This is a genomic window from Pandoraea sp. PE-S2T-3 (genome assembly GCF_002179965.1).
Taxonomy (GTDB): domain Bacteria; phylum Pseudomonadota; class Gammaproteobacteria; order Burkholderiales; family Burkholderiaceae; genus Pandoraea.
In genome coordinates this window covers 441,847-463,921 of the sequence record NZ_NGUQ01000007.1, presented here as the reverse complement: position 1 = coordinate 463,921, position 22,075 = coordinate 441,847, and the positions used below count along the sequence as shown (strand labels likewise).

Sequence of the window (22,075 nt, the reverse complement as noted above, 5' to 3'; positions counted from 1 at the left end):
CTCCCCCGCTAATGGATCCCCTCAATCGGTCCAACCCAAGGAGACTCAGGATCATGTGGCAACGACACCTTGCAGCCGCGCTATTCGCGACACTCGCCATGACGGGCCTCGCGCACGCCGACCAACTGGCTGATATCAAGGCGCGCGGCACGCTGGTTTGCGGCACGCAGAACGCCAGCGAGCCCTACGCGTTTCCCGATGCCGCCTCGCGCAAGATCGTCGGCTTCGACGTCGACGTGTGCAGCGCGATCGCCAAGGGTCTCGGTGTGAAGCTGGAACACCGTGCACTGTCGACCGATGCCCGTATCGCTGAGTTGAAGACACGCCGTGTCGACGTGCTGGCCGCCGCCGTCGCATGGATGCCCGCACGCGCCGCACAGGTCGACTTCAGCGACCAATACTTCGTCGCCCCGATTCGCGTGCTGGTGCGCGCCGACTCGCCGATCCAGACGCTGGACCAACTCGCCGGCAAGAAGATCGCCGCATCCGAAGGTTCCAGCTCGGCGGCAGTCTCGGTCACGCGCCTGCCCGACTCCAACCTGCTCACGTTCCACGACATCTCGTCGGCGTTCCTCGCGCTGCAACAGGGCAAGGTGGAAGGGCTCGTCGCCGGTCAACTGATCTTGTCGCGTTTTGCCAGCGAAGCGGCCGCCAAAGGGACGCCGCAGCAATATCGTCTGCTGACCAAGCCGGTCTACGAAGAACGCTGGGGTGTGGTGACCAACAAGAACGAGCCGGCACTGATGGCGGCGGTCAACAAGATCCTGCTCGACTACGAGAAGACCAACGGCTTGCAGGACAGCTTCGACAAGTGGCTGGGCGCCAAGTCCGTCTACAAGTTCACGCGCGACTACAAGGTCGAGCCGATCAAAGTGCAGTAAGCGAGACGCCCTGCGATGTTCGATCTCTCGTTTTTGCTCGAAGACGGCTACCTGAAGCTGTTTCGCGATGGGGTGCTGACGACGCTGCGCCTGTTCGTGGTCTCGGGCCTGCTCGCGATCGTGGTGGGTGTGACGCTCACCACCTTGCGCGCCATGCCGGTGAAACTCTTCAAGGGCTTTGTGATCGTGGTGGTCGAGTACCACCGCAATGTGCCGGTGCTGGTGCAGATTCTCGTGTGGTACTTCGGCGTGCCGCAACTGCTGCCCGACGGCGCGCGTGACTGGATCAATGCCGGCAACACCGAGTTCTTCTTCGCGACGGTGGCGCTCGCGCTCAACGCGGGGGCGTTTATCTCGGAGGACATGCGCTCCGGCCTGCGCGCCATTCCCCACACCCAACAGGAAGCCGCGTGGTCGATCGGTCTGACGTATCTGCAATCGTTCCGCTACGTGATCCTGCCGCAAGGCATTCGTGCGGCGTTGCCCGCCCTGCTCAATCAGGCGTTGCTGCTCTTCAAGAACAGCTCGCTGGCGATGGCCATCGGCGTGCACGAATTGCTGTATCGCACCCGTCAGATCGATAACCTGACCTTCCGTACATTCGACGTATTTCTGGTGGCGACGATTTTGTATCTGATCGGTACGCTGGCCTTGATGGCGCTCTCCGAGCACTTTGCCAAGCGCCGTACGGCGCCATCGGGAGTCTGAGGCCATGTTCGAGATTCTTCACGACTATCTCGCGTTGTTCCTCGTCGGCAGCTGGCCCAACGGCCCGCTGGGCGGCGTGGCGGTCACGCTCATTCTCTCGGCGCTGGGGCTGGTGATCTCGTTCCCGATTGCGGTAGCGATCGGCATGGGGCAAGTCTCGCCGTGGCGTTGGCTGCGACGCGTGATCGGTGTGTGGACGCGCCTCGTGCGCGGCATTCCGCTGCTGATGATCATCTTCTGGGCGTACTTCGCGGTGCCGTTGCTGGTGGGGGCCGAAGTCTCGGCGTTCACGACGGCGGTCTGCGCCATCATCGTCTACGAAAGCGCTTTCCTGTCGCAGATCGTGCGTGCCGGTCTGGAAGGCCTGCCGCGCGGACAGATGGAAGCCGCGCGCTCGAATGGGCTGTCGTGGCTGCAAAGCATGCGCTACGTGCAGTTGCCGCAGGCGCTCGCCAACATGCTGCCGTCGATCGTCAATCAGTTCGTGTCGATCATCAAGGCGACGTCGCTGGCTTACGTCATCGGCGTGCCGGAGCTGACGTACTCGGCCGCGCAGGTGAACACGATCACGCTGACCAAGCCGCTGCAAACGTTCCTCGTGCTCGCAGCATTCTATTTCGTGGTGTGTTTCGCCATCTCGCGCTTCGCCGGCTGGCTGGAGCGTCGCATCGCCCGCCAGCGCGCGGGGTTGGCCTGAGCACGTGAAGCACTCAAGTATTCAGAAGGAGAACGCGGCCATGACCATGCTCGCATTCGAGAATGTCCAGAAGTACTACGGTGAGCATCACGTGCTCAAGGGTATCGACGCCACCATCAACCGCGGCGAAGTCGTTGTCGTGTGCGGGCCGTCGGGCTCGGGCAAGTCGACGCTGATTCGCACGGTTACCCGGCTCGAAGCGATTCAGCAGGGACGCATCCTGTTCGAAGGCAAGGACGTGACGGCGCGCGACGTGAAACTCAACCAGTTGCGTGCGCGCATCGGCTTTGTGTTCCAGAGCTTCAACCTGTTTCAGAACCTGTCGGTGCGGCAGAACCTGATTCTCGGCCCGACGAAGGTGCTCGGCATGTCGCGCGATGAAGCCACGGCGCAAGCCGAAGCGCTGCTCGCGAAGGTGGGTCTCGCGCACAAGATCGATGCGATGCCGGCCAACCTCTCGGGCGGGCAACAGCAGCGCGTGGCGATTGCGCGCGCGTTGGCCATGAAGCCGCCGCTCATGTTGTTCGACGAGCCGACGAGTGCGCTCGATCCGGAGATGGTGCAGGAAGTGCTGCAAGTCATGCGCGCCCTCGCCGACGAAGGTCTGACGATGATGATCGTCACGCACGAGATGGGTTTTGCCCGTGATGTCTCGAGCCGCGTCTGGTTCATGGATCAGGGCGAATTGCTCGAAGACTCGCCGCCGGCTGAGTTTTTCAGTCAGCCGAAACACGCGCGCGCGCAGCGGTTCCTGCAAGACGTGCTGCGTCCGCAACCGTTCGTGAGCGTGCCCCGCGACGCGGTACCGGCCTGATACCCCATAACGATAAAACACACACGCGACATTGCCCTAGTCAGCTGTTTTCGGGCACATCCATAACAAAGCTTCACGGAGAACACCCTCACCATGTCCACGCAAACTGAACAACGCCAGGCCGTCGTGGCCGATGCCATCGCCGCAATGAAGGCCGCACTGGCCCCGGCGGGCGAAACGCGCCCGGCACTCGCTGCCGTGCTCGAACAGGTCAAGTCGCTCGCCGCACGCACCGCGCTGTGGAACGACGCCGACTTCCCGCCGCCGAACGACGGCGAGCTGCAAGCGCGCTATCTGATTCACGAAGATGCCGATCGCACCTATGCGCTGTATCTCAACGTGATGCGCCCCGGCAAGAAGATCACGCCGCACAACCACACCACGTGGGCGTGCATCGCGGCGGTCGACGGCACTGAATACAACTACGTGTATCGCCGCACCGATGACGGCGCGACGCCCGGCGTCGGCACGCTCGAAGTGAGCGACACCGTCGTGGTCGATCCGGGGCATGGCATTGCGCTGGCCTCGGAAGATATCCACGCCGTGGAGATCAAGGGCGAAGCCCCCATTCGCCACCTGCACATGTACGGCCGCGCACTGGAGACGCTCACCGAGCGCATCACGTTCGATCTGGATAAAGGCACGTATCAGGTGATGGACATCGGCGTGAAGACACGTCGATAAGCGCGCCGCTAAGCGCAAAAACTCACCGATAGAAACCGCCGCCTGCGTGGTGCACTGAGCGCCAAGCACGGAACGCAGCACCGGCCGCGGTAATTCCTGACGGCGCGAGCGAATCTCGCGCCCCCCGCATCACACCGCCCTGACCGGCGGTGCGGGCTCGCTCATCCCTACGTTTCGGCAAACGCCGCGACGAACTTCGAAAACTGACGCTACGCTATGACCTCGTTCACTCCTTCATTCGTGCCGGCCGCCCAGCTCAAGGACTGGCTGCACGACGGCACCGAGATTGCCGTCTTCGACGTGCGCGAGCACGGCCAGTACGGCGAAGCCCACCTGTTCTATGGCGTGACGCTGCCCTACAGCCGCCTCGAACTCGATATTCCCCGGCTCGCGCCGCGCCGTGATGCGCGCGTGGTGGTCTATGACACCGACGCGTCGGTCGCCGTGGAGGCAGCCGCGCGTCTGGCGGCGCTCGGCTACACGAACGTGCATGTGCTGGAGAACGGCACCCAAGGCTGGCAACAGGCGGGGTACGCGCTGTTCGCCGGTGTGAATGTGCCGTCGAAGACGTTCGGCGAACTGGTGGAATTGGCGTATCACACGCCGCGCGTGACCGCGCGCGAACTCGCCGCGATGCGCGAGCGCGGCGACGAGGTCGTGATTCTCGATGGCCGCCCCGTCAACGAGTATCTGAAGATGACGATCCCGTCGTCGATCTGCTGCCCGAATGGTGAACTGGGCTACCGCATTCGCGAACTGGTACCGAACCCGCAAACGCCCATCGTGGTGAACTGTGCCGGGCGTACCCGCAGCATCATCGGCGCGCAGACACTGATCAATCTCGGCATTCCGAACCCTGTGATGGCGCTCGAGAATGGCACGCAAGGCTGGTATCTCGAAGATCTGCCGCTCGAACATGGCAGCACGCGCCGTTATCCGGATGCCGTCGCGCCGTCGAATGTCGCGCAAATGCAGGAAGCCAGCGACGCGCTGGCCGAGCGCTTCGCCGTGCCGGAAATCGATGCAGCGACGTTTGCCGAGTGGGCTGGCGACGCGTCGCGCTCGCTGTACCTGTGCGACGTGCGCACGCCGGAAGAATTTGCCGCCGGCACGTTGCCGGGCGCGCAGCACACGCCGGGCGGCCAGTTGATTCAGGCGACTGACCAATATGTGGGCGTGCGTCATGCCCGCGTGGTGCTGTTCGACAACGACGGCGTACGTGCACCGATCGTCGCGAGCTGGTTGCGTCAACTGGGTCACGACGCCTGTGTGTTGCGCGATGGACTCGAAAGCGGCGTATCGCTGGCCGCCACGACGCCCGCGTTCGACATCACATTGCCGGAGATCGACGCCGCAGCGCTCGCCGCGTCGTTGGCCGACGACAGCGTCACTGTGGTCGACGTGCGTCCCAGCATGAGCTACCGGCGCGAACATATTCCCGGATCGAAATGGGCGATTCGTCCGCACCTGCCGCAGTTGCCGGCAGCGCATAATGTCGTGCTCGTGGCCGATGAGCGCGGCGTTGCCGAACTGTTCGTGGCCGACTGGCGTCGCACCCATCCTGCCGACTCGCGCACGTTCTCGCTGCTGGCTGGCGGGTTCAAGGCGTGGACGGCGGCGGGCCAGCCGGGCATGAGTACGCCCGACCTGCCGGTGGATGCCGAGTGCATCGACTACCTGTTCTTCGTGCACGACCGCCACGACGGTAACAAGGCGGCCGCGCGTCAGTATCTGGCGTGGGAGACGGGCCTGCTCGCGCAACTCGACGAGCAGGAGCGCGGTGCCTTCCGCATTGGTGGCATCGGTGGTATCACTGCCTCTGACGCCGCGAAGTAATTGCAGTGCCTGTGCGTGCGCGGCCCGGTCGCGCACGCGACGAATCCGACCTGCCGGTCATTGCCAACGCCCTGATCATGTCCCGACAAACGCCCCCCCAACGTCTTGCTACCCGTCTTGTGAAGGGCGGCACGCATACCCCTGTCGTCGGCGGCCGTGCCGTCAACCCGCCTGTGGTGCGCGCGTCCACCGTGTTGTTCGACTCGATGGACGACCTGAACGATGCCCGCCGCCGTCGCAGCACCGAGCGCATGTTCACCTACGGTGCGCGCGGCAATCCGACCGGCTTCGCACTGGAAGACGTGGTGGCCGCGCTCGAAGGCGGCTATCGCACGCGGCTCTTCCCGACCGGGCTGGCGGCGATCTCGATGGTGTTTCTCGCTTACGTGCGCCCCGGCGATCACGTGTTGATCGCCGACTGCGTGTACCAGCCGCTGCGTCATTTCGTTGAGACCTTCCTCAAGCCGTGGGGCGTGCACGTCACCTACTTCCGCGCCGATGGCAGCGATGTCGGCGAGCATATGACCGCCCGCACGAAGCTGGTGTACGTGGAAGCGCCGGGTTCGCTCGTCTACGAGATGTGCGACATCCCCGCGCTGGCCGACCTTGCTCACCGTCACGGGGCGCTGCTTGTCGCTGACAACACTTGGGGATCGGGCGTGCAATATCGTCCGCTGATGCTGGGTGCGGACGTATCGGTGATGGCGGCGACGAAGTATCTGAGCGGGCACTCCGACGTGATGATGGGCACCGTCACTACCACCGAAGAAGTCTGGCAGACGCTTTCGACGATGGCCGATGCGCAGGGCGTGGCAGTGAGCCCGGACGATGCTTATCTCGTATTGCGCGGTACGCGCACGCTGGCGGCGCGCTTGCAGATGCACGAGCGCCACGCGCTGGAAATCGCGCACTGGCTGGAGAGCCAGCCCGACGTGGCGCGTGTCTTCTGCCCGGCCCTCCCATCGCACCCCGGGCACGCCCTGTGGCAACGCGATTGTCTGGGCACCAACGGGCTGCTCTCGTTCGAGTTCGCGAACGCGACCGCCGCACAGGCAGACCGCTTTGTCGATTCGTTGACCCTGTTCGGTATCGGCGCGTCGTGGGGCGGCTTCGAGAGTCTGGCGACGGTGTCGAATGTTGCCGGCACGCGCACTTGTGAGGACTGGTCGACGGCCGGTCCGATCGTGCGGCTGCACATCGGTCTGGAAGACCCGCAGGATCTGATGGACGATCTCGCCGCCGGATTCGCGCAAATGTCAGCGTAACGCTGCTTTCCTTAGCCCTCGCCTCCCGTCATGCGCAGCCCCGCAATGCCGAGAATCGCGAGGGCGAGAAAGCCCCCGCGCGACCACGTCAACGCTTCGCCGAAGACCATTACACCGATAACGACCAGACCGATCGTGCCGATGCCTGTCCAGATGGCATACGCCGTGCCGACCGGCAGCGTCTTCAACGCCAGTGCCAGCAGATAGATGCTGGCCAGCGCCGCGGCCAGTGCGACGACGCTGGGCGTGAGGCGGGTCCAGCCGCTATTGAGCTTGAGGGCGATGCCCATCGCAATTTCGAGCGCGGCCGCCAGCAGCAAATATCCCCAAGCCATCGCGTCATTCCTCCTGCGCCAGTGGCACGCCGCGATTCGCGACGATGGCCGTCTGTACAGCCGGCCGTTCGGCAATAGTCGCGAGCCAGCGCCGCATATGCGGAAACGCAGCGATATCGAGGTGCAACTCTTCGTACGTGCGCAGCCACGCAAACGCGGCAATGTCGGCGATTGAATAGTCGTCGGTCGCGAGATAGGCGGACTGTGCGAGACGCGCTTCGACCACACCAAGCAGGCGCAGCGACTCCTTGCGATAGCGCTCGATGGCTTCGCGGTTGTCTGTCTTCGCGCCGTGCAAAAACCACCACAACTGCCCGAGCATCGGCCCAATGCCACCGATCTGGAAATGGAGCCACTGCTGCACGGCGAGGTGCCCGGCCTCAGTGGCAGGCTGCAAAATCCCCGTTTTGTCCGCGAGATAGGTGAGGATCGCTCCCGACTCGAATACCGTTTGGTCATGCTCGTGATCGACGATGACCGGAATCTTGCCGTTCGGATTCAGCCGCAAGAACTCGGGTCGCTTCTGCTCGCCTGACGACAGATCGACGTCGATCTGACGATAGTCAAGCCGGGCTTCATGCAGATACAGGCTGACCTTCAGCCCATTGGGGGTATTTGCTGTGTACAGCGTCAGGGGGAGTGCCATGACGTTCCTCTCGTGGGCGGTCGCCGAATGACTTCAGGAATGACTTCGTGTAATGGATTGCAATTGCAATCCTATGCGGTTTCGTTTTGAACCGCAAGCGAGTCATCGGCGCGCACGCCCATCGGGCGACCGAGGAGGTCGCGAGGAACGTCCAGAGATGGCGATTGAGGCTTGTGGGCCTTAGCGTTTGCTGTCGGAGAGGAGTTCGAACGCGGCGGCGCTGGCGCGATCAAGGGCTTCGGCCGTCGGGCGCACGTCTTTCTCGCGGAATTGACTCAGGAACAGCTCCGCGACCGTGGACTGGTAGACCTTCCACATCTTTTTGCGCAGGGCGCGGCCTTTGTCGGTGATGGTCGCGTAGGCGGCGCGGCCGTCTTCCGGCGAGCGCATCCGTGTCACCAGCCCCTCCTGCTCCAGCCGGTCGATCAGCCGCGTGAGGTTGTAGCGCTCGATCGCGAGCACGTCGGCCAGTTCATGCATGCGGCGGGTGCCGTCCGGGCCGCTTTCCAATCCCCAGAGCGTGTCGTACCACGCATAGGCCGGCAGGCCGGCGTTGGCCAGACGGCGCTCGATTTCGCGAATCATCGTGCGGTGCGCGCGCACGAAGGAAAACCACAGATCGGGGTCGGTTGAACTCATGAGGGCCCTCGTCAAATTCGAATGTGAGTTGCAGTTGCAATTGTACATGGCTAGAATGGCCGGCAAGACGATTGCAATTGCAACTCACAAGGAGGCATGTCATGACTCAACCGCTGCTGGCGGCGCACGCCGCAAATTCCTCGCCCACGGATGTCGACGCGCAGGAGACGCGCGAGTGGCTCGACGCACTCGACGGCGTGACGCAATACGAGGGCCGTGCCCGTGCGCACTACCTGATGGATCGCCTCGCCGATTGGGATTTCGAGCGTCATGGCGATTACCACGGACGCGTCACGACGGCGTACGTCAACACGATTCCCCGGTCGCGCCAGCCGGACTATCCGGGCGATCTCGCCATCGAGCGACGCCTGAACGCCTTCATTCGCTGGAACGCGATGGTGATGGTGTTGCGCGCGGGCAAGCACTCGAACGTCGGCGGGCATATTGCGACGTATCAGTCGGCGGCGGTGCTGTATGACGTGGGCTTCAACCACTTCTTCCGTGGCCGCACCGACACGTTCGACGGCGACATGATCTACATTCAGGGGCACTCCGCGCCGGGCATCTACGGCCGCGCGTATCTGGAGGGCCGCATTACCGAGGCGCAGCTCGATGATTTCCGGCGTGAGGCGGGGCGCGACGGTATTTCGTCGTATCCGCACCCTCGCCTGATGCCCGACTTCTGGCAGTTCCCGACGGTGTCGATGGGGCTCGGGCCGCTCACCGCCGCGTATCAGGCGCGCTTCATGCGCTATCTCGAATACCGAAGTCTCAAGCCGCATCAGGGCCGCAAGGTCTGGGCGTTTCTTGGCGATGGCGAAATGGATCAGCCAGAGTCGCTGGCCGCGATTTCGCTCGGCGGGCGCGAACGGCTCGACAACCTGATCTTTGTCGTGAACTGCAATCTGCAACGGCTGGATGGACCCGTGCGAGGCAACAGCAAGGTCATTCAGGAACTGGAAGGCACCTTCCGCGCGGCGGGATGGAATGTCATCAAGGTGGTCTGGGGCAGCGGCTGGGATGCCCTGCTCGAAAACGACACGCACGGTCTGCTGCGCGAGCGAATGATGGCCTGCGTCGATGGCGACTATCAGACGTTCAAGTCGCAAAACGGTGCCTACGTGCGTGAGCACTTCTTCGGCAAATCGCCCGAGTTGCTGGCGATGGTCGCGCACCTGAGCGACGACGAGATCTGGCAACTGGCCCGTGGCGGTCACGACGCGTTGAAAGTCCACGCGGCCTACGCGCAAGCGATGCGCACCGAAGGGCGTCCGACGGTGATTCTCGCGAAGACGGTCAAGGGCTTCGGCATGGGCGAGGCGGGGGAAGGACAGAACGTCAATCATCAACTGAAGAAGATGAGCGCCGATGCCGTGCGCGCGTTTCGCGATCGCTTCGACTTGCCGGTGCCGGACGATCAACTCGACGCGATGCCGTATCTCAAGCCGTCGCCGGACAGCCCTGAAGGCCGCTACTTTGCGGCGCGGCTCGCGGCACAGGGCGGAAACCTGCCGGCGCGGTTCGGCCTTCGCGCACCGCTTGCGATCCCGCCGTTGAGTGCCTTCAGTGGGCAGTTGAAAGACTCCGGTGAGCGCGAGTTGTCGACGACGATGGCGTTCGTACGCATGCTGACCACGCTGCTAAAAGACCCGGAGATCGGCAAGCGCGTCATTCCCATCGTGCCGGATGAGTCACGCACTTTCGGCATGGAGGGACTGTTCCGTCAGATCGGCATCCACTCGTATCTCGGCCAGCTTTATACGCCGCAGGACGCCGGTCAGTTGAGCTATTACAAGGAAGCGCGCGACGGTCAGATCTTGCAGGAAGGCATCAACGAATCGGGGGCCATTGCCTCGTGGATTGCGGCGGGCACGTCGTACAGCACGCACGACTTTGCAACGATTCCGTTCTACATCTTCTATTCGATGTTCGGGCTGCAACGAGTCGGCGATCTGGCGTGGGCGGCCGGCGATGCGCGCACGCGCGGCTTCCTGCTGGGCGCAACCTCCGGGCGCACGACGCTCATGGGCGAAGGGTTGCAACACGACGACGGACATAGTCACGTGCTGTCGTCCGTGATTCCGAACTGCGTGTCGTACGACCCGACGTTCCAGTTCGAGCTGGCCGTGATTCTGCAAGACGGCATGCGCCGGATGTATGCGAACGACGAAGACGTCTATTACTACGTCACGTTGCTCAACGAGAACTACCAACACCCGGCCATGCCGGAAGGCGCCGAAGCGGGCATTCTCAAAGGGCTGTATCTGTTGCAGGAAGGCGCTGCACCCGCGCCGGATGCGCCTCGCGTGCAGTTGATGGGCAGTGGCGCGATTCTGCGAGAAGTCATTGCGGCGGGGGAACTGCTGGCGAAGGACTTCGGCGTGGCGAGCGATGTGTGGAGTGCCACGAGCCTGACCGAAGTGCGACGCGAAGGGCTGGCGGTAGAACGCTGGAATCTGCTGCACCCATCGCAAATGCCGCGTGTGCCGTACGTGCAGCAGTGTCTCGCGAAGCGGGATGGGCCGCTGGTGGTCGCCACCGATTACATGAAGATCATTGGCGATCAGATTCGCCCGTTCGTCTCGGATCGACGGTTCGTGACATTGGGCACGGACGGTTTCGGCCGCTCCGATACGCGTGAATCACTGCGGACGTTCTTCGAAGTGGATCGGCATTTCATCGTGCTTGCGGCACTCACCGCGCTGGCCGACGAAGGCAAGCTGCCGCGTGAGCGTGCCGCCGAGGCCATCGTCAAGTACGGTATCGATCCGGAGAAGCTGGACCCGGCGTCGGTGTGACGTGTGGCGCGCCGTCAACGATTACTTTGGCGTTGGCGGTGCCTCACCCGTCGAAGTGACAGCGGTGATGTAGCGCGCAATCGTGCTCACGACGCCCGGGGCCAGTGGCAGCGAAGGGTTGCCATACGTCGCGATGTTGGCCGCACGCTCACCGGTGGTCACGGTTTTCAGGACGTGATTGGTGTCGGGCAGCAGGGCGAGCGTTGCAGCAGGCTGCGCCTCTTTGAGCCGTTGTGCATCGACCACGCCGATTTGCAGGTCGCGCTCGCCTTGCACGATGAGCGTGGGCACCCTCACGTCGGCAATCAGTTTGGCGGGGTCTTGCGAGAAGAGGCTGATGAGAAAGCCCTGCACGGCCGGCGCGAAGAGCGGCGCCAGCGGCGTGGGCAGTGTTTTGACGTCCACACGCTCGCCCTTCGTGAGCGAGAGAATGGCCGCGTCACCAGCGTCGGCGATGTGAGCGTTGGCGGGATTGGCATGCAACTGTTCGCTCAGCACATCGCCTAGCGGCCGGCCGCCTGTGGATACGAGAATTAGTCCGCAAACGCCTTCCGGATGACGGGCCGCCGTTGCCAGCGCCATCAGCCCACCCTCGCTGTGACCGAGCAACCAGACGCAACGCGCACTCGTTTGCTGGCGGATGGTGTTGACCCACGAGAGGGTGTCTTGCACGTAATCGTCGACGGTCACGGCGTTCGGGTTCGCCACGGCTTTTGCGCTGCCGAATAATCCCCGCTTGTCGATGCGAACGGTGGCGATGCGATTCGCGGCCAGCCCTTCGGCGAGCAGCTTGTACGGCTCAGCTCGCACACCCAACGGATTGTTGCCGTCGCGATCCGTCGGCCCCGAGCCCGGAATGATCAGCATAGTAGCGATCGGCTGCGCGGGAGATTCGAGCGTGCCTGCGAGCGGACCTTGCGGCCCGGGTGCTTGAATCTCAGTGGTGGCAGCGTGTGTCATGGAGGCAGCGGTGGTGATCGAAAGTGCTAACCCGAGAGACCGCGCGGACTTGAGCATGACGAAACCGTTAGCGTGAGTTGCCGTCGAGCGTCGACAGAATCTGATGTGCCGCGCGCACGCGCTCCGCGATCGGGAACGCCTTGTTCGCGAGGATCACGATGCCCATCTGCTTCGCAGGCACGAACGCGACATATGCGCCGAAACCATTGGTTGATCCAGTCTTGTTGACCCAGACGGCTGGTGTCGGTGCCATCGACGGCGAGAGTTCACGCGCCGGTGTGGTCTCGTAGGCCATCTTCGCCCCGTTGCCCGCGAGCAACGAATCCAGCGTGACCGGATACGGGTACTGCTCCCAGATCAGGTCCTGCGTCATCGGACTGTCGAAGTAGTAGCCGATGCGCGTGTCGTGAATCGCCTGCTGCAACTTCGCATCGCCGACCGGCTTGCCGAGTTGCACGCTCACGAAGCGCAGCAGGTCGCCCGCCGTGGTTCGCACGCCGTAGGCTTCCGATTCGAGAATGTCAGGTCGGATTCGAACCGGCTTGTCGGTCTTCGAATAGCCCCAGGCGTAGTTCGCCATCTGATCGGCAGGCACGTGCAGATAGGTATGCGACAAGCCGAGCGGCGTGAACACGTGCTGGGTCATGAGCGTCGTGAAATCGCTGCCCATCGCGCGGGACGTAATCCATCCCAGCGTGCCGATGCTCACGTTGGAATAGGTGCGCACGGTGCCCGGCGGCTTCGCAGGGTTCCAAGTCTTCAGATAAGCGAGCAGTTGATCGTCGTCGCGAATGCCGTCCGGCACTTGCAGCGGGAGGCTGCCGGCCGTGTGGGTGCCCAGATTGAGCAGCGTGAGCTCACCGAAGGGGGTACCGGCCAGCGACGGCAGGAACCGGCTGGTCTTGTCGGTGAGCGAGAGTGCGCCGGTGGTTTGCGCGTAGGCGGTGAGCGTCGCGGTGAAGGTCTTGCTGACGGAGCCGATTTCAAACAGCGTATCGGCCGTCACGGGCTTGTTTGCTGCCTTGTCGGCGACGCCGTAGTTGAATACGTACGATTTGCCGTCAACGATCACGCCGACGGCCATGCCCGGGACGGCGTTGTCTTTCATGACCGATGCGACGGTCTGGTCGACGAGTTTCTTGATGGCGGCACTTTGCGGATCGCCGCCGGGTTGCGCGGCGTAGCTGCCCGCGCTCATGGCCATCCAGCCAATGGCGGCAAGTGTGGCAAGCGCCGCAATCGGCGTAATGAAGGTGAAATGGCGTTTTTTCATCGGTAGGGTATCTCCCTGAAGGCTTGTGCGGTGGGCAATCGACGAAATACGCGACGCCCGTTTGGACTGCGCTAAGCCTAATCCGAAAGTTGTCGCCGGTCGTTCCCTGTACTGGTAACAGACGTAACCGTTGCAACGCTCGTTTGACGAAAAAAAACCGCCCTCTACGGGGCGGCAACACGCTGAATCGATACAGGGGGGGATTACATTCAGCGCGGGGGTATCGACGATCCGCCATCAGCCCTGCGCTATCAGCCAGCGGCCAGCGGCGAATCGATTCGTAAATCAGGCGTCCTGAAGCGCGGGCTCTTCGCGGCGGATCGACTCGGCGGAGATCATGGCGTCGGCGTTGAGCGGCGGAATGTCACCGAAGAGCGGACGGTAGACGAAATCGCCCACGTCGATCGGCGCGCCCGTGAGCGCACAAACACCGGGGTGATGGGCCTTGCGCACGCGCCAGATCTGCGCGCCGTAGTTGCCGCCCATCGCGTCGTTCCACGAGACGGTGATGGTCAGTTCGCTCGCGATTTCGAGCACGCGCACGATCGGTGCGCGCCGTGTGTACGGAATCACCGGCCGGCACTCGACCGGCTCCGCGTCGAGCATGGCCACGGTATGTTGCCAAACGCCCTTCTTGCGCAATGACGCGCCCGAGGCACTCGATACGCCGGATGCGCGGCCCCGGCCGCCCCGGTTGCTGCAATTGGTTCTGTTTTCGCTTCGCATAGTCAGGCCAGCCGGATGCGCGGCCCGAGAAGGCCGCCGAGTTTTTCGGCACCCAACAGCGCCGTCGCGCGGGCCACCCCGTGCAGCGCATGTTGATGACGCCGGTACAACATCGCGTGGCTCCACTGCGCAAAGCGTCCGCGCACGATGCCACCTTTGAAAAAACCAAATCGCCCAAGCGCCCCGAACGCGTTGTAGTCCGAGAGCGAGACGAGGGCCCCGTGATCGCGATAACCGAACGGCGGAATCGCATGACCTTCCAGCCACGCACCCAGATGCCGGCTCAGATGCGCCGCCTGTTGCGTGGCCACTTGCGCGGTCGGCGGCAAGGCACGTTCGCCGTCCGCGGGCACGAGCGACGCGCAGTCGCCGACGGCGAAAATGCGCTCGTCCTGTGCGGTCTGCATCGTCGCGCGCACCAGGATCTGGTTCGCGTGATTCGTGTCGAGCCCGCCGATGCCTTGCAGGAAGTCGGGGGCTTTGACGCCAGCGGCCCACACGAGCAGATCGCCCGGGATCAACTGGCCGTCGTCACGATAAAAGCCGTCGCGGTCGGCGCATACGATGCGCGTATCGGTCAGCACGCGAAAACCAAGGCGCTCAAGCTGCGCTTGGGTGGCCGACGAAATCTCTGGCGCAAAGGCGCCCAGCACGCGCGGGCCGCCTTCTACGAGTGTGAGTTTCAAACGTTCGCGAATTTGCGGATCGCCGTAGGCCGTGGCCATTTCGAACATGCGGCTCAGTTCAGCCGCGAGTTCCACTCCCGTGGCGCCGCCGCCCGCGATCACGACACGCAACGCGTCGTCGTTCACGGTGCTGCGCAAGGCTTCGCAACGCAATGCGGTGTTGAAGGCTTCGGCCTGCGGCTGGCTGTCGATGAAATGACACACGTCGCGCACGCCGGGGATGCCGAAATCGTTGGCCTGCGAGCCGAGAGCAAGCACCAGCGCGTCGTAGGGCACCCGGCGCTCGCCGAGCAGACGCGAGCCGTCCGGCGCGTCCATTTCTCCCAGTACGATCTCGCGGCTGCGGCGATCCAGCCCGCACATACGCCCGACCTGATACGTGAAGCCATGGCTGCACGCATGCGCCAGATAGGCGACCTGCGCCCGCGCCACATCGCGGGTGCCGGCTGCAATGGTGTGCAGCATCGGCTTCCAGAGATGCGTGGGGTGGCTGTCGATGAGCGTCACGCGCGCAGCGCCGGTACGACCCAGCGTGCGGCCCAGGCGGGTCGCCAGCATCAGGCCGGCAACGCCACCACCGACGATCACGATTCGGTTAGCGGGAGACATTTGGGGGGGAAATGTCCAATTCAACAAGTGATGAATAAGCGCATAATAGCGACCGTGCCCCCTATGTGTCAAATGGGGTGTGTCTGGGCAGGCAGGTGCGCGCGGGTCGGTTAGACTTGGTGCATTGCTGTCGCAAATTCGACCAACCCATCGCTCAATGACTCCGATTAAAGCTGTCTCGCAAGCCGACCTGCCGCGCAAACGTACGCGCGGCCGTCCCACCGATAACTGCACGCACGGTGCCGAAGCGTTGTTGCATAACGCCCGGCGGATCTTTGCGCAGCGGGGCTTCTATGCGAGCAGCGTGCGGCAGATTGCCGAGGCGTCGGGGGTGGATGCGGCGCTGATCGCGCATCATTTCGGCTCGAAAGAGGCACTTTGGGTGGCCGTGGTCGATCAGATCGCGACGCTCACGCGCTCGCTGATCGACGACACGCTGGCGTTGCGCCATGCCCCGATCGAGCCCGCCGAGCGTATCGAACAGGCGGTTCAGCTGTTTGTGGAAGCCGTGTTCGATAACCCGGACATCGGCATGTTCTTCTCGACGGCGGCCACGGAAGAAGGCGAACGCCTCGATATCCTCACGCAGCGCCTCGTGCGCCCGTATCGCGACGCGATGGTGCCGCTGGTAGCTGATTGGCTCGTCGCGCAAGACCGCCGCGTGGAAGACGCCGATGTGATGTTCTTCATGCTGACCTCGGCGATCAGCAAGACCGTGTCGTATCGCCACATGATGGGACCGTTCCTGCCGCCCGAAGGCATGGCCGATCTCAAGCGCACCGTGCTCGATTGCGCGATGGCGCTGATTCGTCAGTAATTCGCTAGTCATCCGGCCGTCATTCGGCGGTCATCTACGCGTCATCGGGCGGTAGCGACGCGTGACAGTCGTATAAGATATCGGGGCCAGGGCCGACGTCCGGCCCTTTTTCTTTTACGGTGCCTCAATGTCGAACGAAATCAAACGTCTGCAAACCAACGCCCGCATGAGCCAGGTGGTGATCGCCAATAACGTGGTGTATCTGGCGGGCCAAGTGCCGGATACGGCGAACGTTTCGGTGACGCAGCAAACGACGGAAATTCTCACGCGCATCGACAAGCTGCTGGCCTCGGCCGGTGTCGACAAGACCCGCCTGCTCACCGCCAACATCTGGCTGTCGGACGCCAAGCATTTCGCCGAATTCAATGCCGTGTGGGACGCCTGGGTGCCTGAAGGCCACGCCCCGACGCGCGCTTGCGTGCAGTCGCCGCTGATGCGCGCCGGTCTCGAAGTCGAAATCGCCGTCACCGCGCTGGCGTAAGTTTTTCTCCCGTGGCTCACTTCGGTGGGCCACGTTGCTGGTCCCCCTCCCTTCCTTTTTTCGCCCCCTTCCCTATGACGTTCGACGCGCTTGTCCTCGGTGCAGGAATGGTCGGTGTGTCGGTCGCCGTGCACTTGCAGCGACGCGGGTTGTCGGTGGCCTTGATCGATCGCAAACCGCCCGGCAACGAGACGTCGTTCGGCAACGCCGGGCTGATTCAGCGCGAAGGCGTCTATCCGTACGCGTTTCCGCGCGACATCGGCACGTTGTTGCGCTACGCGCGCAATCGTTCGACCGACGTGCGTTATCACCCGTCGGCCATGCCCGCCATGGCGCCCTTCCTCGCGCGTTACTGGCACAACTCGGCACCGGCACGGCATGCGCAGATTGCGCGGCACTACAGCCAGTTGATCGTCCATTGCCTGACGGAACACCGTGATCTCATCGCGGCGTCGGGCGCGGAGGCGTTGCTGCGCGAAGGCGGCTGGGTGAAGGTGTTCCGCACCGTCGCGGCGATGGACGTGGCACGGCGCGATGCGGCGCAATGGGAACAGGAATACGGCGTGCCGCACGAAGTCCTCGGTGTGGAGCGATTACGTGCAGAAGAGCCTTCGCTCACGCATGCACTCATCGGCGGACTGCGCTACACGGCGTCGAACTCGGTGCGTGATCCGGGCGGTCTGGTGGCGGCGTACGCGCGCTACTTCGAATCGCTCGGTGGCCGGGTGCTGACGGGCGATGCGGCGACGCTCAAGCCGCAGTGGACGGTGCAGACGTCTGAGGGGGTGGTGGAAGGCCGCCGCGCGGTGATCGCACTCGGACCGTGGTCCGATACCCTGAGCGCGTCGCTCGGTTATCGGCTGCCGCTGGCGGTCAAACGCGGCTATCACATGCACTATCGCGCGCAAGATGGCGCGCAACTGAATCAACCGGTGCTGGATGCCGAGTACGGCTTCCTGATCGCGCCGATGACGCGTGGCATTCGCCTGACGACGGGCGTCGAACTCGGCCTTCGAGACACCCCGCCGACACCGGTGCAACTCGCGGCCGTCGAGCCGTTGGCGCGCGAGACGTTCCCGCTGGCGGAGCGCGTCGACGAGGCACCATGGATGGGCCGTCGTCCTTGCACGCCGGACATGATGCCGATCATCGGACCTGCGCCCGCACATCGGGACCTGTGGTTTGCGTTCGGCCACGCGCACCACGGCTTCACACTCGGGCCGGTCACCGGCCGTCTCGTGGCCGAAATGATGACGGGCGAGACCCCGTTGCTGGATCCGCGCCCGTTTGGTGTGCAGCGGTTCCTGTCGTCCACGCCGCACTAACGCACACCAGAAAATTGATCAGGCTTGATGGAAGATTTCGTTGATACCTCGCGCGCACCGCGCTTCGTGCCGAATGGCCCGGCACCGACAGCCGAGCAAGTGGCAATTCAGCTAGCCAAGGAACGCGTTTGCCTTGTGCAGGCCAACGCCGGTGCGGGGAAAACGTCGGTGCTGGTGGCGCGCATTGGCGAGGCGGTCGCGCGGGGCACGTCCCCGGGAAACATTCTCGCGCTCACGTTTACCGACACGGCCGCGTCGGTGCTGAATCGCCGGCTGGCGCAGGCGGGTATCCACGTGCGTGCGGCCGAGCAAGTGCACGTGTTCACGTTCGACAAATTCAGCCGGCACGTGCTCTCCCGCCTGCCGGGCGATGACTCGCGCGCCACGCAGTTCGAACTCGATCGGGATCTGGCCCCGTGGATCGAAGAGGCCATGGACAACGTGCCTGACGAGACCGTCGAGGCATTTCCGGAAGGAACCTTCGAGCCCAATCACGTCAACGTGGCACTCGCTATCGACGCCATGCGCCGTCTGAAAGCGTCCGGTGCCTTGTTCGACGATATCTACGACGAGAATCTGGACGGCATGCTCGAGACGCTGGGGGTGACCCGGGCGCAGTTCATCATCACGATCGAATACGAACGGATTCGACGGGGACGCGACGACGAGCCGCGTTTTCGCGACCCGTACGACGCGACCTACGATCTGGCGAAAGCGATCGGCATGGACGCCATCGCCGATGCGTATCTGGGGCCGTACAGTCTGGTCGTTTGCGACGAGCAGCACGACTTCAACGAGGCGGCTTACCGGGTGTTGTGCCGCGTGTTGCTCGCCAACCAGTGCCGTTTTCTCGGCGTCGGCGACAAGGATCAGGTGATTCACGCGACGTTGGGTGCGAGCGACACCTACATGGGCGACCGATTCCGCAACGACTTCACGTCGACCGAACTCTATCCGCTGAGTCAGACGTTCCGTCATGGCCCGCACATTGCCTACCCGGTCGCTGCGTTCAAGCAAAAGACGATCGAGTCTTACGTCCGCACGCATACGCCGATCAAATTGGTGGAAAGTGACGGCAGCGCGCTAGGCGTTGCCAACGCGGTCGCGGACGAGGTTGCCGCGTGGGCCGCACAGGCGGGAAGTGCCGACGCGTGCGCGATTCTGCTGCGCGACTGGCATCAATCGGCGTTGATCGAAGAAGTGCTGTGGCGGCGCAATATCCGCTATCGGGCACCCGCCGCGCGCAACTTCCATCATCGCGAAGAGATCCGTTTCGTTCGTGGCGTGTTTGCTTACGCGCTTGGCGCCTTTGGCAGACTGGAATCGTCCGATCGCGTGGCAATTGCCGCGACATTGGCGCTGTTCGGGAATGTGCAAATCGAACCCGGACGCGTTCGTGAGATGCAAGCGCTGCTGGCGCAGAACCCGGAGTTGTTCGAGGAGTTCCTGAAGACGTGGCTAGTGGGCGATGTACCGGAGCGTCCGGTGACCAAGGTCGGCGCACTGGTGCTGGAAATTCGTGGACTCGTGAAAGGATTGAGCGCCGTCGATGCGTTCAAGCTGATTCGCACAAGGATCGATTTCGGGGCCATTGCGCGGCGCGTTTACGCGAAACCGTATGACGCGGAAATGGTGTCCCGGTCGCTCGATGCCTTTGAAAGTGCCATGGCGGGAAAGCCGGATACGCTCGCGGGGTTCTTCGATACGTGGCTCGCGACAGTCACCTCCGCGACGACCGGACGGCGAGTCGAGCGCGTGATCATCGATACGGTTTCCAACGTGAAGGGACGCGAGTTCGACCGGGTGATTCTCCCGTACATGGATCGCAACGAATTCCCGAACCCGCATCTCGCGCACGATCAGGAAGCCAATCTGTTCTACGTGGCCGCGACGCGCGCGCGCAACAAGCTGGTGCTGGTGACCTCATCTGCCAATGCCGTGCTTCAGAGCCGGTTCATCGGTGATCTGGCGCTGGAGACATCGACGCTGCGCGCGGATATTGCGCTGGACCGGAATCGGCAACTGGCGTCCGCAGACAACATTATCCGCATCTATCTGAAGCACTACGATCCGCGCGACCACGCGGAAATTCGAGGGCTCGGTGCGAGCTACGATCCCGCGCGGCGGCAGTGGTACATCACGTCGGATATGAGCACCGAGCGCTTCCTGCCGTGGCTTTGATTCGTTCCTAACAGCGTTCCCGCTACTGCGGCATTTCCTCCGGCGTGTCGGCACTCTTGGCGTGTGCCGCGTCGCCGCCGGCATCGGCATTCCCGTCGCCAATCACGCTGATTTCGAATAGCCGCTTGCCCGCCAGCGAGCGCGCTTCTGGGTCTTCGGGATAAGTCTTCAACAGCGGCAGAATCACCGAACCGCCAATGACGTTGCGCCGGCTGTTATCCGCTGGCGACAGTCCCCACACGTTCTGATACGTCATGGGCACGGTCTGCCCGTCGATCTGCGTGTTGCCGAGGTACAGCATGATGTGGCCGTCGATGTGGATCAACGTCATGAGCGGCCGGCCACGCTCGGCGAGCGTGCGCAAACGCGTATCGATGTCGGCTTGCCGAAGGTTCGTGCGTTGGCCCGCGCGTAACTGGTCGGAAGAATGTCGCGGCAGCCAGATGCCGAACGGCGCAAAGAGGCTGCGCGTCTCCGCCGAACAGTCGTTGTAGAACAGCGTATTTCCCCACCCGTACGGCCGCCCGATCATCTGCTTCATGACTTGTGCCATGTGACGTGGCGTCAGCGTCCACGGCATCGGCACAACTGTCGACGTCGACGCATCGAGTTGCATCGTGCGGGCCACGGCAGCTCGCTGGGTATCGGCCACGGGGAACATCACGATTTGCCGGCCGTCTTGTGCGCGTGCCATCGGCAGTACCGTCCCGATGGGCGCCGTCGTGCGATAGATCGTCTTGAGTGTGCCGGGCACGGTGTCGGCGAGCGTCGTATCGGCATGCACGATGGCACCGAGTCCGCGCTGTGCCGCCGCGCGCCACGTCGCGACAAACCGCTCGTCGACCGACGCCACCGTGCGGGCATCCACCCAGCCGATCAAATCCGGCGAATACACCAGCAGCCATGCCCCGTCCGCACTGCGCGCGAGCGTGTACACGGGTGTGCCCGGACGCAGAGCGGAGTCTTGCAGCGCGTCGAACGGATAGCCTTCACCTGCCTGACGGAAATCGTAGAACGCGGGGTCGGATGTCGGCAGTTGCCGCACTAGCGAGTTATCGACCGTGATGCCGCGGCGGTGCGGGTCGTAACGCCAGTTGGCATGGTCCGCGTCGAGTTGCGCGAGCGCCATGTTCGACTCGATCGCACGAATCCACGCCTGTGAGTGCGGTTGGAAGTTCTCGCCGTAGGTCTTGCGCACACCGGCGGCGCTGTTGTCGAAGCGGCGGACGCGTCGTGCCTGCGAGTCGGCAATCTGGCTGGCGCCTGCGGCATTGAGCAGTGACGTCGAGAGCCAAGTGCCGTTCCACGGCGACGCATCGCCTGCGGCAGTGCCGAAGTAGCGCGCGCGGAATGCTTCGAAGCGGCGTGCTTGCTCGGCGGAGGAGATGAGTGGCTGATCGTAGCCGGGGGCGTCGGGACGGATCCAGTGATCGACGTCCTGATCGTAGTGTTCGATGGGGAAGCGGGCGACGTTGACGCGGGCTTGTTCCGTCGCCATCGGCAGGGATGCCGGCGCGGCGACGGTTTCCCCTCGTGGCGAGGGCGCAGAACAGGCCGCCAGCAGCACCAGTGTGCCGATGAGGCCGGCGAGGGCGGCCGACGCGCGCACCAAGGCACGCGTCGGCGGCATCGTGGCGTGTGCCGTCGGCAGGTTTGCACCCATGGGAAATGTCCCAAAGTCAGGATGCCGCCATGCTACTCCATCGTCCACCGA

General features: G+C 63.6%; 20 protein-coding genes. 12 read left to right on the top strand and 8 right to left on the bottom strand.

The features are described from left to right. Nucleotides 1–53: 53 nt before the first annotated feature. The 7 genes from CDV46_RS04120 (at nt 54) to metC (ending at nt 6,885) form a co-directional block, all read left to right on the top strand. A complete protein-coding gene (locus CDV46_RS04120; protein WP_087721864.1) occupies nt 54–881 on the top strand; it encodes a transporter substrate-binding domain-containing protein in 828 nt (275 codons plus the stop codon). A gap of 15 nt (nt 882–896) precedes the next feature. Then, the gene (locus CDV46_RS04115; protein WP_058376681.1) at nt 897–1,589 is read left to right on the top strand and encodes an amino acid ABC transporter permease; all 693 of its coding nucleotides are present in this window, start codon (nt 897–899) and stop codon (nt 1,587–1,589) included. Nucleotides 1,590–1,593: 4 nt separating this feature from the next. Continuing rightward, nucleotides 1,594–2,286, top strand: a complete 693-nt coding sequence (locus CDV46_RS04110) for an amino acid ABC transporter permease (RefSeq protein ID WP_058376682.1) — start codon at nt 1,594–1,596, stop codon at nt 2,284–2,286. Between the two features lie 46 nt (nt 2,287–2,332). Beyond that, entirely contained in the window at nt 2,333–3,100 is a 768-nt protein-coding gene (locus CDV46_RS04105) for an amino acid ABC transporter ATP-binding protein (protein ID WP_140413303.1), read from the top strand. Between the two features lie 93 nt (nt 3,101–3,193). Beyond that, the gene (locus CDV46_RS04100) at nt 3,194–3,784 is read left to right on the top strand and encodes a cysteine dioxygenase family protein (protein WP_087690563.1); all 591 of its coding nucleotides are present in this window, start codon (nt 3,194–3,196) and stop codon (nt 3,782–3,784) included. Nucleotides 3,785–4,000: 216 nt separating this feature from the next. Beyond that, complete coding sequence (locus tag CDV46_RS04095; protein ID WP_087721863.1) at nt 4,001–5,620, top strand: rhodanese-like domain-containing protein; 1,620 nt, start codon at nt 4,001–4,003, stop codon at nt 5,618–5,620. Nucleotides 5,621–5,697: 77 nt separating this feature from the next. After that, nucleotides 5,698–6,885, top strand: coding sequence for a cystathionine beta-lyase (gene metC, locus CDV46_RS04090; protein WP_087722023.1), 1,188 nt, complete (start codon nt 5,698–5,700; stop codon nt 6,883–6,885). Between the two features lie 11 nt (nt 6,886–6,896). On the opposite strand, the gene CDV46_RS04085 is transcribed toward metC, so the two are convergent. From CDV46_RS04085 to CDV46_RS04075, 3 genes are all read right to left on the bottom strand, one after another. Further along, nucleotides 6,897–7,220: a DMT family transporter gene (locus CDV46_RS04085; protein ID WP_087721862.1), complete on the bottom strand. Its 324-nt coding sequence runs from the start codon at nt 7,218–7,220 to the stop codon at nt 6,897–6,899. A 4-nt stretch (nt 7,221–7,224) separates the two neighbouring features. After that, entirely contained in the window at nt 7,225–7,866 is a 642-nt protein-coding gene (locus tag CDV46_RS04080) for a glutathione S-transferase family protein (RefSeq protein WP_087721861.1), read from the bottom strand. Between the two features lie 180 nt (nt 7,867–8,046). After that, nucleotides 8,047–8,505, bottom strand: a complete 459-nt coding sequence (locus CDV46_RS04075) for a MarR family winged helix-turn-helix transcriptional regulator (RefSeq protein ID WP_087721860.1) — start codon at nt 8,503–8,505, stop codon at nt 8,047–8,049. A 101-nt stretch (nt 8,506–8,606) separates the two neighbouring features. On the opposite strand from CDV46_RS04075, the gene aceE reads away from it, so the two are divergent. After that, the gene (aceE, locus tag CDV46_RS04070) at nt 8,607–11,303 is read left to right on the top strand and encodes a pyruvate dehydrogenase (acetyl-transferring), homodimeric type (RefSeq protein WP_087690553.1); all 2,697 of its coding nucleotides are present in this window, start codon (nt 8,607–8,609) and stop codon (nt 11,301–11,303) included. A gap of 21 nt (nt 11,304–11,324) precedes the next feature. Here the strand turns inward: aceE and CDV46_RS04065 are convergent, their stop codons facing one another. The 4 genes from CDV46_RS04065 to CDV46_RS04050 all read right to left on the bottom strand — a co-directional run bounded on the left by CDV46_RS04065 (nt 11,325) and on the right by CDV46_RS04050 (nt 15,557). Next, nucleotides 11,325–12,170 carry an alpha/beta hydrolase gene (locus CDV46_RS04065; RefSeq protein WP_254915921.1) on the bottom strand — a complete coding sequence of 282 codons (846 nt, stop codon included), beginning with the start codon at nt 12,168–12,170 and terminating at the stop codon, nt 11,325–11,327. A 160-nt stretch (nt 12,171–12,330) separates the two neighbouring features. Next, nucleotides 12,331–13,536 (bottom strand): PNC family class C beta-lactamase, encoded by a 1,206-nt coding sequence (blaPNC, locus tag CDV46_RS04060; RefSeq protein WP_087721859.1) that lies wholly within the window; start codon nt 13,534–13,536, stop codon nt 12,331–12,333. Nucleotides 13,537–13,821: 285 nt separating this feature from the next. Further along, nucleotides 13,822–14,142, bottom strand: coding sequence for a DUF3331 domain-containing protein (locus tag CDV46_RS04055; protein WP_249277668.1), 321 nt, complete (start codon nt 14,140–14,142; stop codon nt 13,822–13,824). Nucleotides 14,143–14,264: 122 nt separating this feature from the next. Beyond that, nucleotides 14,265–15,557, bottom strand: coding sequence for an NAD(P)/FAD-dependent oxidoreductase (locus CDV46_RS04050; RefSeq protein ID WP_087690549.1), 1,293 nt, complete (start codon nt 15,555–15,557; stop codon nt 14,265–14,267). Between the two features lie 157 nt (nt 15,558–15,714). On the opposite strand from CDV46_RS04050, the gene CDV46_RS04045 reads away from it, so the two are divergent. The 4 genes from CDV46_RS04045 (at nt 15,715) to CDV46_RS04030 (ending at nt 20,361) form a co-directional block, all read left to right on the top strand. After that, nucleotides 15,715–16,374 carry a TetR/AcrR family transcriptional regulator gene (locus tag CDV46_RS04045; protein ID WP_058376694.1) on the top strand — a complete coding sequence of 220 codons (660 nt, stop codon included), beginning with the start codon at nt 15,715–15,717 and terminating at the stop codon, nt 16,372–16,374. A gap of 127 nt (nt 16,375–16,501) precedes the next feature. Further along, nucleotides 16,502–16,855, top strand: coding sequence for a RidA family protein (locus CDV46_RS04040; RefSeq protein WP_058376695.1), 354 nt, complete (start codon nt 16,502–16,504; stop codon nt 16,853–16,855). 74 nt (nt 16,856–16,929) lie between these two features. Continuing rightward, nucleotides 16,930–18,180 (top strand): NAD(P)/FAD-dependent oxidoreductase, encoded by a 1,251-nt coding sequence (locus CDV46_RS04035; RefSeq protein WP_087721858.1) that lies wholly within the window; start codon nt 16,930–16,932, stop codon nt 18,178–18,180. Nucleotides 18,181–18,207: 27 nt separating this feature from the next. After that, the gene (locus tag CDV46_RS04030) at nt 18,208–20,361 is read left to right on the top strand and encodes a UvrD-helicase domain-containing protein (RefSeq protein WP_087721857.1); all 2,154 of its coding nucleotides are present in this window, start codon (nt 18,208–18,210) and stop codon (nt 20,359–20,361) included. A gap of 22 nt (nt 20,362–20,383) precedes the next feature. On the opposite strand, the gene CDV46_RS04025 is transcribed toward CDV46_RS04030, so the two are convergent. Further along, nucleotides 20,384–22,024 carry an SH3 domain-containing C40 family peptidase gene (locus tag CDV46_RS04025; RefSeq protein WP_087721856.1) on the bottom strand — a complete coding sequence of 547 codons (1,641 nt, stop codon included), beginning with the start codon at nt 22,022–22,024 and terminating at the stop codon, nt 20,384–20,386. Nucleotides 22,025–22,075 lie beyond the last annotated feature (51 nt).

Bases quoted from the DNA above. Each gene is read 5' to 3' on its own strand.
- CDV46_RS04120 (WP_087721864.1), top strand. From the start codon at position 54: ATGTGGCAACGACACCTTGCAGCCGCGCTATTCGCGACACTCGCCATG.
- CDV46_RS04115 (WP_058376681.1), top strand. From the start codon at position 897: ATGTTCGATCTCTCGTTTTTGCTCGAAGACGGCTACCTGAAGCTGTTT.
- CDV46_RS04110 (WP_058376682.1), top strand. From the start codon at position 1,594: ATGTTCGAGATTCTTCACGACTATCTCGCGTTGTTCCTCGTCGGCAGC.
- CDV46_RS04105 (WP_140413303.1), top strand. From the start codon at position 2,333: ATGCTCGCATTCGAGAATGTCCAGAAGTACTACGGTGAGCATCACGTG.
- CDV46_RS04100 (WP_087690563.1), top strand. From the start codon at position 3,194: ATGTCCACGCAAACTGAACAACGCCAGGCCGTCGTGGCCGATGCCATC.
- CDV46_RS04095 (WP_087721863.1), top strand. From the start codon at position 4,001: ATGACCTCGTTCACTCCTTCATTCGTGCCGGCCGCCCAGCTCAAGGAC.
- metC (WP_087722023.1), top strand. From the start codon at position 5,698: ATGTCCCGACAAACGCCCCCCCAACGTCTTGCTACCCGTCTTGTGAAG.
- CDV46_RS04085 (WP_087721862.1), bottom strand. From the start codon at position 7,220: ATGGCTTGGGGATATTTGCTGCTGGCGGCCGCGCTCGAAATTGCGATG.
- CDV46_RS04080 (WP_087721861.1), bottom strand. From the start codon at position 7,866: ATGGCACTCCCCCTGACGCTGTACACAGCAAATACCCCCAATGGGCTG.
- CDV46_RS04075 (WP_087721860.1), bottom strand. From the start codon at position 8,505: ATGAGTTCAACCGACCCCGATCTGTGGTTTTCCTTCGTGCGCGCGCAC.
- aceE (WP_087690553.1), top strand. From the start codon at position 8,607: ATGACTCAACCGCTGCTGGCGGCGCACGCCGCAAATTCCTCGCCCACG.
- CDV46_RS04065 (WP_254915921.1), bottom strand. From the start codon at position 12,170: ATGCTGATCATTCCGGGCTCGGGGCCGACGGATCGCGACGGCAACAAT.
- blaPNC (WP_087721859.1), bottom strand. From the start codon at position 13,536: ATGAAAAAACGCCATTTCACCTTCATTACGCCGATTGCGGCGCTTGCC.
- CDV46_RS04055 (WP_249277668.1), bottom strand. From the start codon at position 14,142: ATGCTCGACGCGGAGCCGGTCGAGTGCCGGCCGGTGATTCCGTACACA.
- CDV46_RS04050 (WP_087690549.1), bottom strand. From the start codon at position 15,557: ATGTCTCCCGCTAACCGAATCGTGATCGTCGGTGGTGGCGTTGCCGGC.
- CDV46_RS04045 (WP_058376694.1), top strand. From the start codon at position 15,715: ATGACTCCGATTAAAGCTGTCTCGCAAGCCGACCTGCCGCGCAAACGT.
- CDV46_RS04040 (WP_058376695.1), top strand. From the start codon at position 16,502: ATGTCGAACGAAATCAAACGTCTGCAAACCAACGCCCGCATGAGCCAG.
- CDV46_RS04035 (WP_087721858.1), top strand. From the start codon at position 16,930: ATGACGTTCGACGCGCTTGTCCTCGGTGCAGGAATGGTCGGTGTGTCG.
- CDV46_RS04030 (WP_087721857.1), top strand. From the start codon at position 18,208: ATGGAAGATTTCGTTGATACCTCGCGCGCACCGCGCTTCGTGCCGAAT.
- CDV46_RS04025 (WP_087721856.1), bottom strand. From the start codon at position 22,024: ATGGGTGCAAACCTGCCGACGGCACACGCCACGATGCCGCCGACGCGT.